15 protein-coding genes and 1 pseudogene (1 of these 16 only partly in view) are annotated in these 13,802 nt (G+C 44.5%); all 16 read right to left on the bottom strand.

Translation table 11 applies throughout. The features are described 5' to 3' along the window. Positions 1 to 976: the 5' portion of a lysine--tRNA ligase gene (gene lysS / locus AB3489_RS00655; protein WP_368293570.1), read on the bottom strand. It extends 494 nt beyond the left edge of the window; 976 of the gene's 1,470 nt are visible here — the first part of the coding sequence; the start codon lies at positions 974 to 976; its stop codon lies off the left edge, out of view. Between the two features lie 321 nt (positions 977 to 1,297). Continuing rightward, positions 1,298 to 1,768: a transcription elongation factor GreA gene (gene greA, locus AB3489_RS00650; RefSeq protein ID WP_019226924.1), complete on the bottom strand. Its 471-nt coding sequence runs from the start codon at positions 1,766 to 1,768 to the stop codon at positions 1,298 to 1,300. A gap of 184 nt (positions 1,769 to 1,952) precedes the next feature. Beyond that, positions 1,953 to 2,930: a tRNA dihydrouridine synthase DusB gene (gene dusB / locus AB3489_RS00645; RefSeq protein WP_368293568.1), complete on the bottom strand. Its 978-nt coding sequence runs from the start codon at positions 2,928 to 2,930 to the stop codon at positions 1,953 to 1,955. A gap of 20 nt (positions 2,931 to 2,950) precedes the next feature. Then, positions 2,951 to 3,718: a type III pantothenate kinase gene (locus AB3489_RS00640; protein WP_368293566.1), complete on the bottom strand. Its 768-nt coding sequence runs from the start codon at positions 3,716 to 3,718 to the stop codon at positions 2,951 to 2,953. Positions 3,719 to 3,755: 37 nt separating this feature from the next. Further along, positions 3,756 to 4,634 carry a carboxylating nicotinate-nucleotide diphosphorylase gene (nadC, locus tag AB3489_RS00635; RefSeq protein WP_368293564.1) on the bottom strand — a complete coding sequence of 293 codons (879 nt, stop codon included), beginning with the start codon at positions 4,632 to 4,634 and terminating at the stop codon, positions 3,756 to 3,758. Next, on the bottom strand, positions 4,612 to 6,225 hold the full coding sequence (nadB, locus tag AB3489_RS00630) for an L-aspartate oxidase (protein ID WP_368293563.1): 1,614 nt from the start codon (positions 6,223 to 6,225) through the stop codon (positions 4,612 to 4,614). The genes nadC and nadB overlap by 23 nt, the downstream gene beginning before the upstream one ends. A 32-nt stretch (positions 6,226 to 6,257) precedes the next feature. Next, a pseudogene (gene nadA, locus AB3489_RS00625) lies at positions 6,258 to 7,196 on the bottom strand (quinolinate synthase NadA); the annotation flags it as partial. A 43-nt stretch (positions 7,197 to 7,239) separates the two neighbouring features. Further along, positions 7,240 to 7,623: an aspartate 1-decarboxylase gene (gene panD, locus AB3489_RS00620; RefSeq protein ID WP_015042360.1), complete on the bottom strand. Its 384-nt coding sequence runs from the start codon at positions 7,621 to 7,623 to the stop codon at positions 7,240 to 7,242. 6 nt (positions 7,624 to 7,629) lie between these two features. Then, entirely contained in the window at positions 7,630 to 8,493 is an 864-nt protein-coding gene (gene panC, locus AB3489_RS00615) for a pantoate--beta-alanine ligase (protein ID WP_368293560.1), read from the bottom strand. Further along, positions 8,490 to 9,395, bottom strand: coding sequence for a Rossmann-like and DUF2520 domain-containing protein (locus AB3489_RS00610; RefSeq protein ID WP_368293558.1), 906 nt, complete (start codon positions 9,393 to 9,395; stop codon positions 8,490 to 8,492). Before AB3489_RS00610 ends, panC begins: the two co-directional genes overlap by 4 nt. 280 nt (positions 9,396 to 9,675) lie before the next feature. After that, positions 9,676 to 10,149: a 2-amino-4-hydroxy-6-hydroxymethyldihydropteridine diphosphokinase gene (folK, locus tag AB3489_RS00605; protein WP_368293556.1), complete on the bottom strand. Its 474-nt coding sequence runs from the start codon at positions 10,147 to 10,149 to the stop codon at positions 9,676 to 9,678. Further along, positions 10,118 to 10,513 carry a dihydroneopterin aldolase gene (gene folB, locus AB3489_RS00600; protein WP_019224810.1) on the bottom strand — a complete coding sequence of 132 codons (396 nt, stop codon included), beginning with the start codon at positions 10,511 to 10,513 and terminating at the stop codon, positions 10,118 to 10,120. Before folB ends, folK begins: the two co-directional genes overlap by 32 nt. Then, positions 10,500 to 11,723, bottom strand: coding sequence for a dihydropteroate synthase (gene folP, locus AB3489_RS00595; protein ID WP_368293555.1), 1,224 nt, complete (start codon positions 11,721 to 11,723; stop codon positions 10,500 to 10,502). The genes folB and folP overlap by 14 nt, the downstream gene beginning before the upstream one ends. A 62-nt stretch (positions 11,724 to 11,785) precedes the next feature. After that, complete coding sequence (locus tag AB3489_RS00590; protein WP_019224812.1) at positions 11,786 to 12,490, bottom strand: DUF881 domain-containing protein; 705 nt, start codon at positions 12,488 to 12,490, stop codon at positions 11,786 to 11,788. A gap of 2 nt (positions 12,491 to 12,492) precedes the next feature. After that, the gene (locus AB3489_RS00585) at positions 12,493 to 13,206 is read right to left on the bottom strand and encodes a DUF881 domain-containing protein (RefSeq protein WP_019224813.1); all 714 of its coding nucleotides are present in this window, start codon (positions 13,204 to 13,206) and stop codon (positions 12,493 to 12,495) included. 109 nt (positions 13,207 to 13,315) lie between these two features. Then, entirely contained in the window at positions 13,316 to 13,765 is a 450-nt protein-coding gene (ndk, locus tag AB3489_RS00580; RefSeq protein WP_019224814.1) for a nucleoside-diphosphate kinase, read from the bottom strand. Positions 13,766 to 13,802 lie beyond the last annotated feature (37 nt).

The following is a 13,802-nucleotide window of genomic DNA, read 5'->3' as shown; positions in this document are numbered from 1 at the left end:
TAAAATCTATTCCAGCATACTCTTTAATTGCGTCAAGCATCGGCAAGCGGCGCCAGGGCTTCGCGAAATTAATCTTCTCACCCTGATAAGTAACTTCCTGGGTATGAAGAACTTTCTCCACAATATAAACGATCATATCCTCTGTAAGGTTCATAATGTCTTCATAATTTGCATAAGCCTGATATAGTTCCATCATGGTAAATTCAGGGTTATGCTTAATCGAAATTCCTTCATTCCGGAAATTACGGCCAATTTCAAATACCTTTTCAAAACCGCCCACAATCAGCCTCTTAAGCGGAAGTTCCAGAGCTATCCTCATGTATAACTGCATATCAAGCGCGTTATGATGCGTAATAAAAGGCTTTGCAGTCGCGCCGCCTGCGATCGGAAGCAGTGTAGGCGTCTCAACCTCCAGAAATCCTTTCTCTTCCAGGTATTCACGCATCGTTCTGATAATTTTATTTCTGGTGATAAATGTTTCCTTCACTTCTGCATTCATGATCAAATCAAGATAACGCTGACGGTAACGGATATCGACGTTGGTAAGCCCATGAAACTTTTCCGGCAGTGGTCTCAGCGATTTTGATAGCAATGTAATATCCTCAGCCTTTATTGAAATCTCGCCTCTTTTGGTACGGAAAACGCTGCCGCGGACGCCGATAATATCACCAATATCAAACGTCTTTATCGTGTCAAACATTTCTTCGCCGAACGCATCAACCCGAATATAGATCTGGATTTTCCCCTGAAGGTCTTGAATGTGCACGAAAAGAACTTTCCCTTGATCTCTTTTGGACATGATTCTTCCGGCTGCGCTGACATCCTGCCCTTCCAGCTCATCAAAATTCTCGATAATGCCTTGTGATAAATGGGTTCTCAAGTAATGGTCCGCATAGGGCTCAATACCTTTCGCCCTGAGATTGTCCAGCTTGTCCAAGCGAATACGCATCAGTTCATTAATATCCAGATTTTCCATCGTTTTTTCCCCCAACATCTGTTTCAGTTCAATACTATATTATACCAAACAAGGCTATCCAACTAGTACCTTATCAGCTCTAAAACACATGTAAACCGTTGAGGAAAATTTTCGGATGGCAAGGAAATGAAGGGCAACGCAGTCATACAAAAATTTAACCAGCGGAAACATGTAGATTTAGTGTTCACATAATACCAATACCCTGTAAACACTATCCAGCCCGTAACACCATCACGCGGTATTACGGGCTAAAATTCAGCTTCATTTTGTTGAAATGGACCATTGAACGAACAAATTTTTTAATAGAAAGCAGCAAATAAACTAACGGATATCTACAATTTCATAACGAAGCATTCCTGCCGGAACATTAACCTCAACAACGCTGCCTTTAATTTGTCCAAGAACAGCTTTGCCAACCGGTGATTCATTGGAAATTTTATTGACTGCCGGATCTGCCTCTGCCGAGCCGACGATGGTATACTCTTCTTCGTCCCCGTATTCAACATCTTTTAACAGCACTGTACTTCCTATGGCAACATGGTCTTTTTCATCATTGTCGTCAATGACTCTGGCATTTCTCAGCATTTTCTCGAGAGTAATGATCCTGCCTTCAATAAAAGCCTGTTCATTTTTAGCATCTTCATATTCTGAGTTTTCGGATATATCTCCAAACTCAATGGCTTGTTTAATCCTTTCAGCAACTTCTCTCCTTCTTTGGGTCTTTAGAATCTCCAGTTCTTCTTCCAGTTTCTTCAAACCATCAAGCGTTAAAATGACTTCTTTTTCGGGCATAAAAAATACCCCTCCCTCTTTTTCTTATGAGGTAATTTTTTTGAATCCTTTTATGTGAGACATTATATACACAAGTAAAATAAAATATACGCTGTAAATCTCTTCCTAGCTTTTTAATACTCGTAATTATAAGGAACCTCCATTTTATTGTCAAGCAAATTTACTTAATATTTTGATAGCCGGATTAATGGTCCGGGCATTCCATCGAGTAAATGCCTGAAAACAACGTCTTCATTTCTTGGTAACTTTTGATTTTCATGATCTGGTTCCGGTACTCTGCTGCTTTCCTCATACCCTTGATATACCAGGAAGCGTGTTTGCGGATCTCCTGTACACCGGTTCTTTCGCCTTTATATTCAATAATCTTTTCAAAATGCTGAATAAGTATTCTAAGTTTTTCTCTATTGTCAGGTTCCTGTGGAAGTGTTTCCGTATCGAGATAATATTGGGATCTGCCAATCAGCCACGGATTTCCTAAAGCTCCCCTCGCTATCATGACTCCATCGCATCCGGTAAGCTGAACCATTTTCAGCGCATCTTCCGGAGATAGAATATCCCCATTCCCAATCACAGGTATGCCAATTCTTGCTTTAATTTTACTGATCCATTCCCAGTCAGCCTTGCCGGAATAATATTGTTCTCTGGTCCGGGCATGAACTGTCAGCATGCTGACTCCTGCCTGCTCTAACATTGGCGCCAGTTCAAGCGCAACGATAGTGGAACTATCCCATCCCAGGCGGATTTTAACGGTAACAGGAACCCTCACAGCCTTTACCACTTCGGAGATAATTTCTATCGCTAACGGAATGTTTCGAAGAAGGGATGCTCCTTCACCATTTTTCACAATCTTTGGTGTCGGACATCCCATATTAATGTCTATGATATCAGCTCCATATGTTTCAGCTATTTCAGCTGCTCTGGCCATTGGGACAGGTTCAGATCCAAAAAGCTGAACAATTCGGGGTTCTTCTTCTCCTTTAAGATCAAGCATTTTAAATGTCTTGGCGTTATGATGCAGCAGGGCTTTATCGCTGATCATTTCCGTTATGACGTATTTGCCGCCTGTAAGCCGGATGATTTCCCGAAAGGCCTTATCCGTTATCCCTGCCATCGGGGCCATAAAAACAGGCTTTTCTGACAAATGATACTTCCCTAATTTCATTTTTACCTCAACATATACAATTACCGCAGATTTCTTTCATAAATATACAAAAGTCCTTCCAACGTTAAAAAAGGATCAATAATATCGATCATTTTGGAATCCCCGACAATCAGTTCAGCCAGACCCCCGGTTGCAATGACTTTAATTTTTCCGCCAAGTTCTTTTTTCATCAGCTCGACAATACGGTCAATCTGTCCGCAAAATCCATGATATATTCCCGCTTGCATACCGCTGACTGTATTTTTGCCGATAACGTTTTTGGTCTTAACAATCTCTACTTTAGGCAATTTCGAGGCTTTCTGGTAGAGTGCCTCAGTAGAAATCCCGATTCCAGGCGCAATCGCTCCCCCTAAGTACTCTCCCTTTTCACTGACAGCGCAAAAAGTTGTTGCCGTGCCAAAATCAACAATAATTAACAACCCGCCGTATTTGGCATAGGCAGCTACAGCGTTTACAATCCTATCAGCCCCAAGTTCCCTTGGATTATCAATATTAATGGAAATACCGGTCTTAACGCCTGGACCAACAATAATCGGGGTTACGCTGAAATACTTTTTGATCATCCATTCCAGCGCAGGCGTCACAGGTGGTACAACCGAAGAAATAATAGCCCCGGATATATTGCTGAAAGATAAATCGTGAAAACTGAATAAATTCTTAATTATCGACGCATATTCATCCGATGTATTGTTTTTTTCCGTGGAAATTCTCCAGTAATGAATAAGCTCACGGTCTTGGTAAACACCCAGTACAATATTCGTATTCCCGATATCGATGACCAAAATCATTGTACCCGCCTCCCTTTAGAACCGGATAAGTGCCAGATTATATTTTTTCAGCAGAATGAAGGTGCTTCTGAATAGATGGTTTGAAATCATCAACGACCATTGAAAAATCAATCGCTTCGACCGAATGCGTAAGCCTGCCTACTGAAATAATGTCCACTCCCGTCTCAGCAATTTGACGCACTGTGTCTTCCCTAACTCCTCCGGACGCCTCTACGACAACCCGGTGGTTAATATACTGAACCGCTGTTTTCATATCCTGCAGGGACATATTATCGAGCATAATCACATCAACGCCGCTCAGAACGGCTTCCCGTACCTGTTCCAGCGTTTCACATTCAACCTCTATTTTAACCATATGGCCAACTTTTGTTTTGATTTTTTGAACAGCCTCAGCCAGCTTTCCGATTGCGTCCAGATGATTATCCTTAAGCATAACGGCATCATACAAACCAAAACGGTGGTTCGTTCCTCCGCCGACCCTGACAGCGTATTTCTGCAGGTTTCTCATACCCGGCATCGTTTTGCGCGTATCTGTGACCTTAACGCCTAAATCAGATACAAGTTCGACAAATCTTCTGGTAATACTAGATATTCCTGAAAGATGCTGAATGAAATTAAGTACAGTTCTTTCAGCTTGAAGGATTCCTGCCAGTGAACCATTAATTTTCATGATCAGGGTCCCTGGTCCGATACTGTCTCCGTCTTCAACCTGCATCTGAACGTCTATGTACGGATCTATCTTCTTAAAGGTCATCTCAGCAATAAAAAGGCCGCAGATAATCCCATGTGCTTTGGCATAGATTCTGGCTTCACTCTGATAATCTTCAGGAATGATCAGCGTACTGAGATCTCCGGTACCAATATCTTCTTTTAAAGCACGTTCAATCAACTCTTCATATTGAAACGTAGCGAACATGATAATCCCCCCTCATATAGACAGAATGCTTTTGCCAGTGTTCCTCCGCATTCGGGAAATCCCGTCGGAAATGGCCCCCTCTGCTTTCTTCACGTGCCAAAGCAGCCTTGATAATCACCATTCCAATCGCAAGCATATTGCCAAGCTCGAGTTCCGATACTTCAGAATGGGGGTTAAACCGTTCCATCAATTGATTTAATTCCGCCTGGGCCTGCCGCAAATGTTCTTCATCCCGAATGATTCCGACTTTATCCCATAAAATATTCTGCAGTTCTTCTTTCAGATTAGCCGGGTCTGCAGCGGAATCCCGGACATCACATTCATCGGGGCAGCCTTCATACGGCAAAACATCTTCCGGGTTGGGCATTTCGCCAATCTTCTGATTGATTGTATCAGAAATGGTTGAAGCAAATACTAATCCGTCCAACAAGGAGTTGCTGGCGAGCCTGTTGGCACCATGAACGCCATTACAGGCACATTCACCACAAGCAAAAAGATTTGGCAAATTCGTTTCACCAAATTCATTGATGCGGACTCCGCCCATTAAGTAATGCGCAGCAGGGCCAACCGGTACCGGATCTGTAGAAATATCAACGCCATAATTCAGACAGGTTTTATGGATCCCTGGAAACCTTTGTTCGACTTTGGAGTGTCCCATCGGGCTGAAATCGAGATAGACCTGTCCTGTCTGCATCTGCTTCCATATCTCCCTTGATACAACATCCCTCGGAGCAAGCTCTTTACCGGGAACACCCTCCATAAAACGTTCTCCGCGTGAGTTTACCAGTACAGCTCCCTCTCCTCTGGCTGCCTCCGAAATTAAAAAATTGGGTGCTCCCGGCAGCAGCAGGGCCGTAGGATGGAATTGAATAAATTCCATATCCATAAGTTCGGCTCCTGCCCGATAAGCAGCAGCTATCCCGTCTCCTGTCGCAACCGCAGGATTGGTCGTATGCTTATACATCTGACCTGCACCGCCCGTGGCCAGGATAACGGCTTTCGCCAGCCATATTTCCATTGCCAAGGTAATATTGTTAAGCACCAGAGCTCCGCAGACCTCTGCTTTACTGTTCTTAACAAAATCAATTAAATAATAGTTTTCTTTAACGGTAATCGGGCTGGAATGCACAACTTCTACCAGGGCACGTTCTATTTCTCCGCCGGTGGCATCACCGTGAGCATGCAGTACCCTGCTTTTGCTGTGGGCACCTTCCCGCGTAAAATCCAGTTTATTATTGCTTTCATCAAATTTGGTGCCAAAATCAATCAGCTTACTGACACACTCCGGTCCTTTCTCAGCCAGGATCTTGACTGCTTTCAGGTTGCATAGCCCTGCTCCGGCTTTAATGGTATCGCCATAGTGAAATTCAGGAGAGTCATCCTCATTAAGAGCAACGGCAATACCTCCCTGAGCATGCTCAGTGTTGCTTGCCATCACATCTTTCTTGGTCAGAACGGTTATTTCATATTTGGGACAAAGTTTGATTGCTGCAAACAATCCCGCAATTCCGCTTCCGAGAATAAGCACTTCGGTCTGGAAGATCTCAAGCTTATCCTTGTCCCAGGGAATCAGATAGTCATTCTCATTCATATCTCTTACTCATCCTCAATATCATATGTTCATTATTGGACGGCCAGCATTCTTTCCAGCGCGCAGACCGCCTTCTCTCTGATTTCTTTTGACACAGTAACGACCGGTGCCATGTTTGAAAGGGTATCCTTGACCTTCTGCAAGCTGATCTTTTTCATATTCGGGCAGATCATATGCGCTGAAGCCATATAAAATTGTTTTCCAGGACAGCGTTTAGTAAGTTCATGCAAAATGCCGCATTCCGTTCCAATAATAAATTCGGTGTCCGTCGAATTTTCTGCATACTTAATAATTCCGGCAGTAGAGCCAACATAATCGGCTTCCCGCCAGACTTCCTCGCGGCATTCAGGATGAACCAGAACTTTTGCTCCCTGATGTTCCTCCCGCGCCTTTAAGATATCTTCCCTGGCGAGTCTGTGATGGGTCGGACAAAATCCCGGCCACAGGTTAATCTTTCTGTTCGTTTTGGCTGCAATATATCCACCGAGGTTGCCGTCAGGCACAAACAGGATCTCCTCTTTTCCAAGAGATTGAACAATTTTCTCTGCATTGGATGATGTACAGCAAATATCGCTTTCGGCTTTCACCTCTGCGGATGAATTAACATAACAGACCACCTTTGCACCGGGCGATTTGGTCTTCGCCTCTTTGAGCCGGTTTGCTTCGACCATGTCAGCCATTGGGCAGCCGGCCGAAGGTTCGGGAAGCAGAACAGTCTTTTCCGGGGATAGGATTGCAGCACTTTCTGCCATAAAATGGACCCCGCAGAATACGATGACATCCGCATCTGTCCGGGCAGCCTGCTGGGCGAGCTGAAGTGAATCTCCGACAAAATCCGCAATATCCTGAATGTCCCTCGGCTGGTAATAATGGGCAAGAATTACCGCTTTTCTTTGCTTGCGCAGAGCATTTATATCATTGATCAGCTGATCTTTGCGTTCGTCATTATCCATTATCAGCCGCTCCTTTCGCTCGTAGACCTTTTTCTAATTCTATTCTTCGACATAAAATGTGTCAAGCCTGTACGCCGTGCACTTCAACATCATCGATTCTGACCGGCTGGTTCTTTTCGTCGACAAAAACAATTTTCGGTGTATATCCTTTGCTTTCTTCATCGGAAAACAGCCCATAGGAAATAATAATCACCTGATCCCCGACCTGAACCAGCCTGGCTGCTGCTCCATTTAGACAGATCATTCCGGAATTCTCCTCTCCTGGAATAACATACGTTTCCAGCCTTGCTCCATTATTCAGGTTAACGACCTGAACTTTCTCATTTTCCAGAATATCGGCCTGCTCCATCAGGCTGCGGTCTATCGTTATGCTTCCCACATAATTCAGGTTGGCTTCAGTAACCCTGGCTTTATGGATCTTTGATTTCATCATATTTCTGAACATTTTTTCTCACACCTCCACGACAATATTATCAATCAAGCGCGTTGTGCCAAAACGTACGGCAAGAGCAATCACAACAGGGCAGTCAATACTGTCGACAGCTGCAAGATTGTCCGCTTTTCTTATTTCTACATAATCAATTTTCCCGTTTGATTCACTGCTTATTCTCTGTCTGATCTCTTCTCTGACAACTTCAGCGCAGGTCTCACCTTCAATAATTCGTGCCTCCGCTTCCTGCAATGAACGGAATAACACCGGGGCTTGCCGCCGGTCTTCACTGCTCAAATAAGCGTTTCTGGAACTCTTGGCGAGTCCGTCGCTTTCTCGAACCGTCGGGAAGGCCACGATTTTAACAGGGCTATTTAAATCTTTTGTCATTTGTTTGATGACAGCAACCTGCTGGTAATCTTTTAAGCCAAAATAGGCTTCATCAGGTTGAATAATATTAAAAAATTTCGTCACAACAGTTGCTACTCCCTGAAAGTGTCCCTGACGGCTGGCTCCGCAGAGAACCTCGGTGATCTGGGATACCTGAACTGCCGTAAGGCTTTTTCCGTCCGGATACATTTCCGCGACCGAAGGAGCAAATAACAAGTCTACTCCTGCCTGTTCGGCGAGTCCCGAATCCCTGGCAAGATCACGCGGATATTTCTCATAATCCTCATTCGGACCAAACTGTAAGGGATTCACAAATATACTCATCACAATATAGATTTTTTTGTGATTCGGATCCTGATTTCTGGCTATTTTGACCATGGACAGATGGCCTTCATGCAAGAAGCCCATCGTGGGTACAAGGACAACAGCTTTTCCCAACTGTTTGGCTGATGCTATTTTTTCTCTTGTTTCAGCTATTTTTTCGGCAATGATCATTGCTTCGTTTCCTTTCCTAAGTCATTCAAAAGTTCTTCCAGGTCGTTTAAATCTTCTGGGCGATAGGATGCCCTATCCCATAGTTTTTTTTCTAATCCCAATTCCAAGGCCAGCTTTCCAAGCTCTCTATAGACTGTCCTTATCTCTTCAGGCATGCTATGTAAATGTCTTGCGACGACTTCGGCATCTCCCCTGGCAATTGGCCCTGTAAGCGCCCCAGGAAGCCCCAGTTTGCCAATATTCCGACAGGATCCGGCTAACAGCGGAAGTAAGGCAGCCAGAGCGTCTTTACGCTCTATTCCGGCCTGTTCAAATAGTTTGACTGCCAGCAGGACCAGCGAAACAAGATAATTTGAGACGACAACCGCTCCAGCATGATAAAGGCTTTTTTTAGCCGGATTAATTTTAAGTGGAATCCCGCCTAATAACATAACCAGTTCCTCCCCTTGGCGCTCAACCTCCGGACTGCTGCCTTCTATGCCAAAATAGGTTCCCTTCATGACGGAAACCGTGACATCAATATTTGCAAAGGCCTGCAGTGGATGCAGGGATAGGTAGCCGACAGGCAGTACAGGATCCTGACACATGACCCCCGAAGGCAAAGACCCTGAGCAGTGAATCCAGATTTGACCTGGTTTAATATCCTTCTCCTGAGAAAGTCTGGCCGCTGCGTCTTCAATGTTGCAATCCTGAGTCGTAATAAAAATCAGATCTGACTCCATCACAAGCTGCTTCAATCCAAGCTGCTCTTTTGGCAAGTATCTGCGAAAATGATCATATGACCTTTTGCCGCGGGTATGGACTCCGATACACTCCAGCCCTGCTTTCTCCAACAGAATCGCCAGAGATGTCCCGACCACGCCAGTTCCGATGATTCCAAATTTTATTGTATTTTCTGACAAAAAATACACCTCACATGGTGAAGGTGTATTGTTATAAACGAATTCAACATATACCCTGCCTTCACCGTCCCAGTAGTAATAATCCAAGCGGTTGATGCACGATCCGATCAGTCATAAAAAATAGTAGAACTGCTACGGTACAACTCTATACAGATATCGTCTGCAGCTTACTCTTTAGTATATGATAAAGAAGAGAAATAATAAAGAAAAATCTTAAAGAACCATCCATATTTTATGATTTTTTATAATTTTACTTAAAACGTATTGATCTTATTTTTATCTATATTTTAGTAATTTTTTTAATAAGTCCTTCGCCTTGAACAGTTCCGATTACTCTTCCTGACTGCAGAATATAATCCGGTGATATTTCTCTTAGCGGAGCCAGTACGAACTCTCTTTGTTCCATAAAGGGATGCGGAATTGTCAGTTTTTCAGTCTGAATTACGTAATCCTGATAGGAAAGAATATCGATATCAATGGTGCGCGGCCCCCAATGAGTCAGTCGTTTTCTTCCTAGAGACGTTTCAATTTGCTGGCAGACCTTAAGCAGTTCGTAAGGATCCAGCTCCGTTTCAATGCCAATGGCCATATTCAGGAAAGGTGACTGGTCAACATTGCCCCAGGGCTCAGTCTCATAGAGGCTGGAAATACGCTGAATCATGATCCCTGAAGTATCCATCAGCATATTGAGTGCCCGATCCAAATATTCCTTGCGGTCTCCTTCATTGCTCCCCAAACTTAAAAATGCTCTCATCTTTTTTCTCCCGTATGATTTCTACGGATATATCCTTAAGAATTCCGGAAACCGGGGCATTCGGCTTATGTACCTCTACCCGGACGCCTGAACAGCAAAATCCGGTTGTAATTTCCAAGGCTATTTTTTCGGCAAGCGTTTCGATCAGCTGATAACGCTGATCAAGGACACAATTTTTGATTACTTGATAGACTTCAGCATAATTGACAGTTTCCGCTAGATTGTCCTGCATACTGACCGGTTTTTTCAGGAAGATGTCCACGTCAATCAGAAATCTTTGGCCGAGAACCTGCTCCTCCTCCATCACCCCATGGTAAGCATAAAACTCCATACCACGCAGGTGAATGACATCACTTTCCTTCATAATCTTCTCCTCTTTTTCGACGTATCACCAGGTCAGTGATAAGCGCAGCCTTTTTGTTTTCGGGAACATCATGCACACGCAGAATATCTGCTCCGGCGACAATTCCGAGCGTCCCCAGCGCAATCGTCGGTTCGAGCCTTTGATCAACCGGAAGGTTCAAGGTCCGTCCAATCACAGATTTGCGGGATACTCCCAGAAGAAGAGGACACCCTAGCGATTTAAATTCTTCCATCCGGCTTAAGACTTCCATATTCTGTTCCGGTGTTTTTCCAAACCCGATTCCGGGATCGACAATAATTTGATTCTGCGTCAATCCGCAGTCTAGAGCCATTTCAATGCTACGCTCCAGGAATGACAATATTTCACCCATCATATTCTTATATTCTGTATGATCCTGATTATGCATTATCACGACCGGAGCTTGATATTCTGCAATAATGCCGGCCATTTCAGGATCTTTCTGCAAACCCCAGATATCATTAATGATATGGGCCCCCAACCGCAAAGACTTGGCTGCAACAGCTGCTTTTTGGGTATCAATCGATATTGGAACCGAACAGACCGGGATAAGTGCTTTAAGTACCGGTTCAAGTCTGGACCACTCTTCTTCGGCACTGACGCCGCCATATCCCGGGCGGGTGGACTCCCCGCCAATATCAAGCATATCAGCACCGTCGGCAACCATTTTTTCCGCCTGCTTTAAAGCATTCTCGATGTTGTCAAATTTTCCGCCGTCGGAAAAGGAATCCGGCGTTACGTTTAATATTCCCATGATCAAAGTCTTTTGACCCCAAATGAGACTCTTTCCCCTGCAATCAATGATTCCAGCCGGAGGTTCCTCCAAATAGGTCATCAGCTCGCATAAGGACTGAGCGAGGGATTGGAACTCCGCGGACATCGTCGCCAGTCTGTCCGCAAGTTTGGTTAACTGCTTATAGGTACCTATAAGCAACACATCGCTTTCCGGTGCTCCGTTGTCGAGCAAATCTTTATGGACAGCTGCATCTCCACCGGAGGAGAGCATTTCCTGTTTCAGAACCAAGGCTACCGGAGCCGGTACATTCTCCAGCTTGATCGGTTTGGTCAAAGCCTTGCCGTTCATATATGGAAGACCACCAGGGTCAACGCCAACCTGGCTTAGGGCTCTTTCAGCCTGCAGCAGGCTGTCTATTTTTAGCCATCGCATATTGTACGCCTTCAAATCCTTCACTCCTTTTCCGCCTTAATTAATGAATTCATTTTCTCCAATTCAGGCGCTCACCTGTTATCAGGTTATCCTTTCTTTACCTCCGAAGCGTACTCGAAGGTATAGCTTCCTTTAAAGGATGGAATTGTCACCGTTTCGCGGGTTATTTCAACTTTTCTGCCAAATTGTTTCAAGTCAATCGCGATCATGTTCGTCAAATAGTCGAGTAGATCATCCTGTTTGCCAATAGCCAGGATTTCATACGTGGTTCCGCCAATCCTGCTGATCGGGACTGAATTCACCAGGATTGTCGCTGTCCCGCTGATAACAATCGAAGTCGAAGCAACAATCCGCTGACCATTGATGCTGATCGCTTCTGCTCCTGCCAATCGCAGGACATTCACGATCTCGCGCAGCTCATCCGTACTCAGCGGGATAACTGCATCAGTATCCGGACCGCTGTCTTTGACAATCATCTTAACCCCAGGTCCGGTAACAGCGATGGTTCCGTCAGCGATTTTAAGCTGATCCAGTCTTGCCCTAAGATAGGGATTCTCACTGTTTTGGTTCCTGTATCTTTCCAATTCTGCAGATATTCGATTATATTCTTCCTGCAAAGAATTGTTTTCATCCTGCAAGGTTTTCATCACCGTATCGGTCTGCTCAACTCTTTGCTGCTGAATTTTTTCTGCACTGTCCACTTCTCTTTGCGCCTGAAATTGAAGGGAAATCAAAAAGCCAATCGCTACGGCGGCAATCGTCGCAACCGTTATGACATGTTTGTTTATCAAGTCTAACCCTCCTTGACAGGCTGTGCATACTTATAACTGTACTGATTGGCGGCAGGTACTGTGACAGATTCCTTAGGTATTTCCAGTTTACGGGTTATGCCGTATTGTTGCTGATATTCCCCGAGCATGTCCCATACGTAAAACTGAAGAGCCGATTTTAAGTTATCCTGATTGCCAATCGCCACGATGTTATACGGTGGCATCTGTCTTGTGTTGTTGATCTTAATATAAGAACCGCTGCAGAATATTTCTGTATTAGAAGTAATCCGCTGGTCATTAATCGAAATGGCCTCAGCTCCGCCATTCCACAGTGCATTGACGATTGCCCTCAAGTATTCCTCATGGATATAATAATTCCCAATGTTCCCATTACTTGTGCTTCGCTTCTGATCAGAATCATCCAGAACGATCACAATGCCCGGGCCACTGAGGGACACAAGCCCTGCACTGATCTTCGCCTGCTCCAACTGCTCGGAAGCCAGGGCCGCAGCGCTTTCCCCCGCCTGATACTTCGTCAATTCTTCCAGCAGTTTGTCATTTTCTCCAGCCAATTGTTCATTCTCCATCTCCAGCTGAAGAAGGCTCGGGAGATTTTTCTCCTGCGAAGAAGCATTTTGATCAGCCATATAGGATTTAATAATAATTACAAGAAAAACACCGATCAGCAGCATACCCACACTGATCATCATCCATGCCATTTTCTTTTTATCCTGCATCTGATTCACCCCGGCTTATTCTGACATATAAAACAAAACTTGGTTCAGAAAGTACTTTGAGTTTTTCTGACAGACTGTAAAAAGGACACCCGAATGGGTGTCCTTGTATTTACTCGCTAAGCCACTCTTCACCGGCTTTTGCATAATGAAGAATCTCCGCCGGTTTGAAGTACAAGGAAATTTCCCTCTCGGCACTTTCCACAGAATCTGAGCCATGGATGACGTTTCTGCTGATGTCCATCGCATAAGCGCCTCTGATAGAACCAGGGTTGGCATTGGCAGGATTGGTCGCCCCCATCATTTCTCTAGCTATAGCGACTACATTCTTGCCTTCCCAGACCATCGCCACAACCGGCGAGGACATAATATACTGAACGGTAGGTTCAAAAAAACCTTTACCCTTATGTTCCTTATAGTGTTCTTCCGCCAAGGCTCTGTCTACCTGGATCAACTTTAAGCCAACAAGCTTAAATCCTTTCTTTTCAAACCTGCCAATCACTTCACCCACCAGACCTCTTTGAATGGCGTCCGGCTTAAGCATAAGAAAAGTTCTTTCCACGGGAATCCTCCTTAAATGTCTATTATAAGATATTTTG

It is taken from the genome of Dehalobacter sp. TBBPA1, from assembly GCF_040931655.1.
Taxonomy (GTDB): domain Bacteria; phylum Bacillota; class Desulfitobacteriia; order Desulfitobacteriales; family Syntrophobotulaceae; genus Dehalobacter; species Dehalobacter restrictus.
This window is presented reverse-complemented; position numbering and strand designations above follow the sequence as displayed.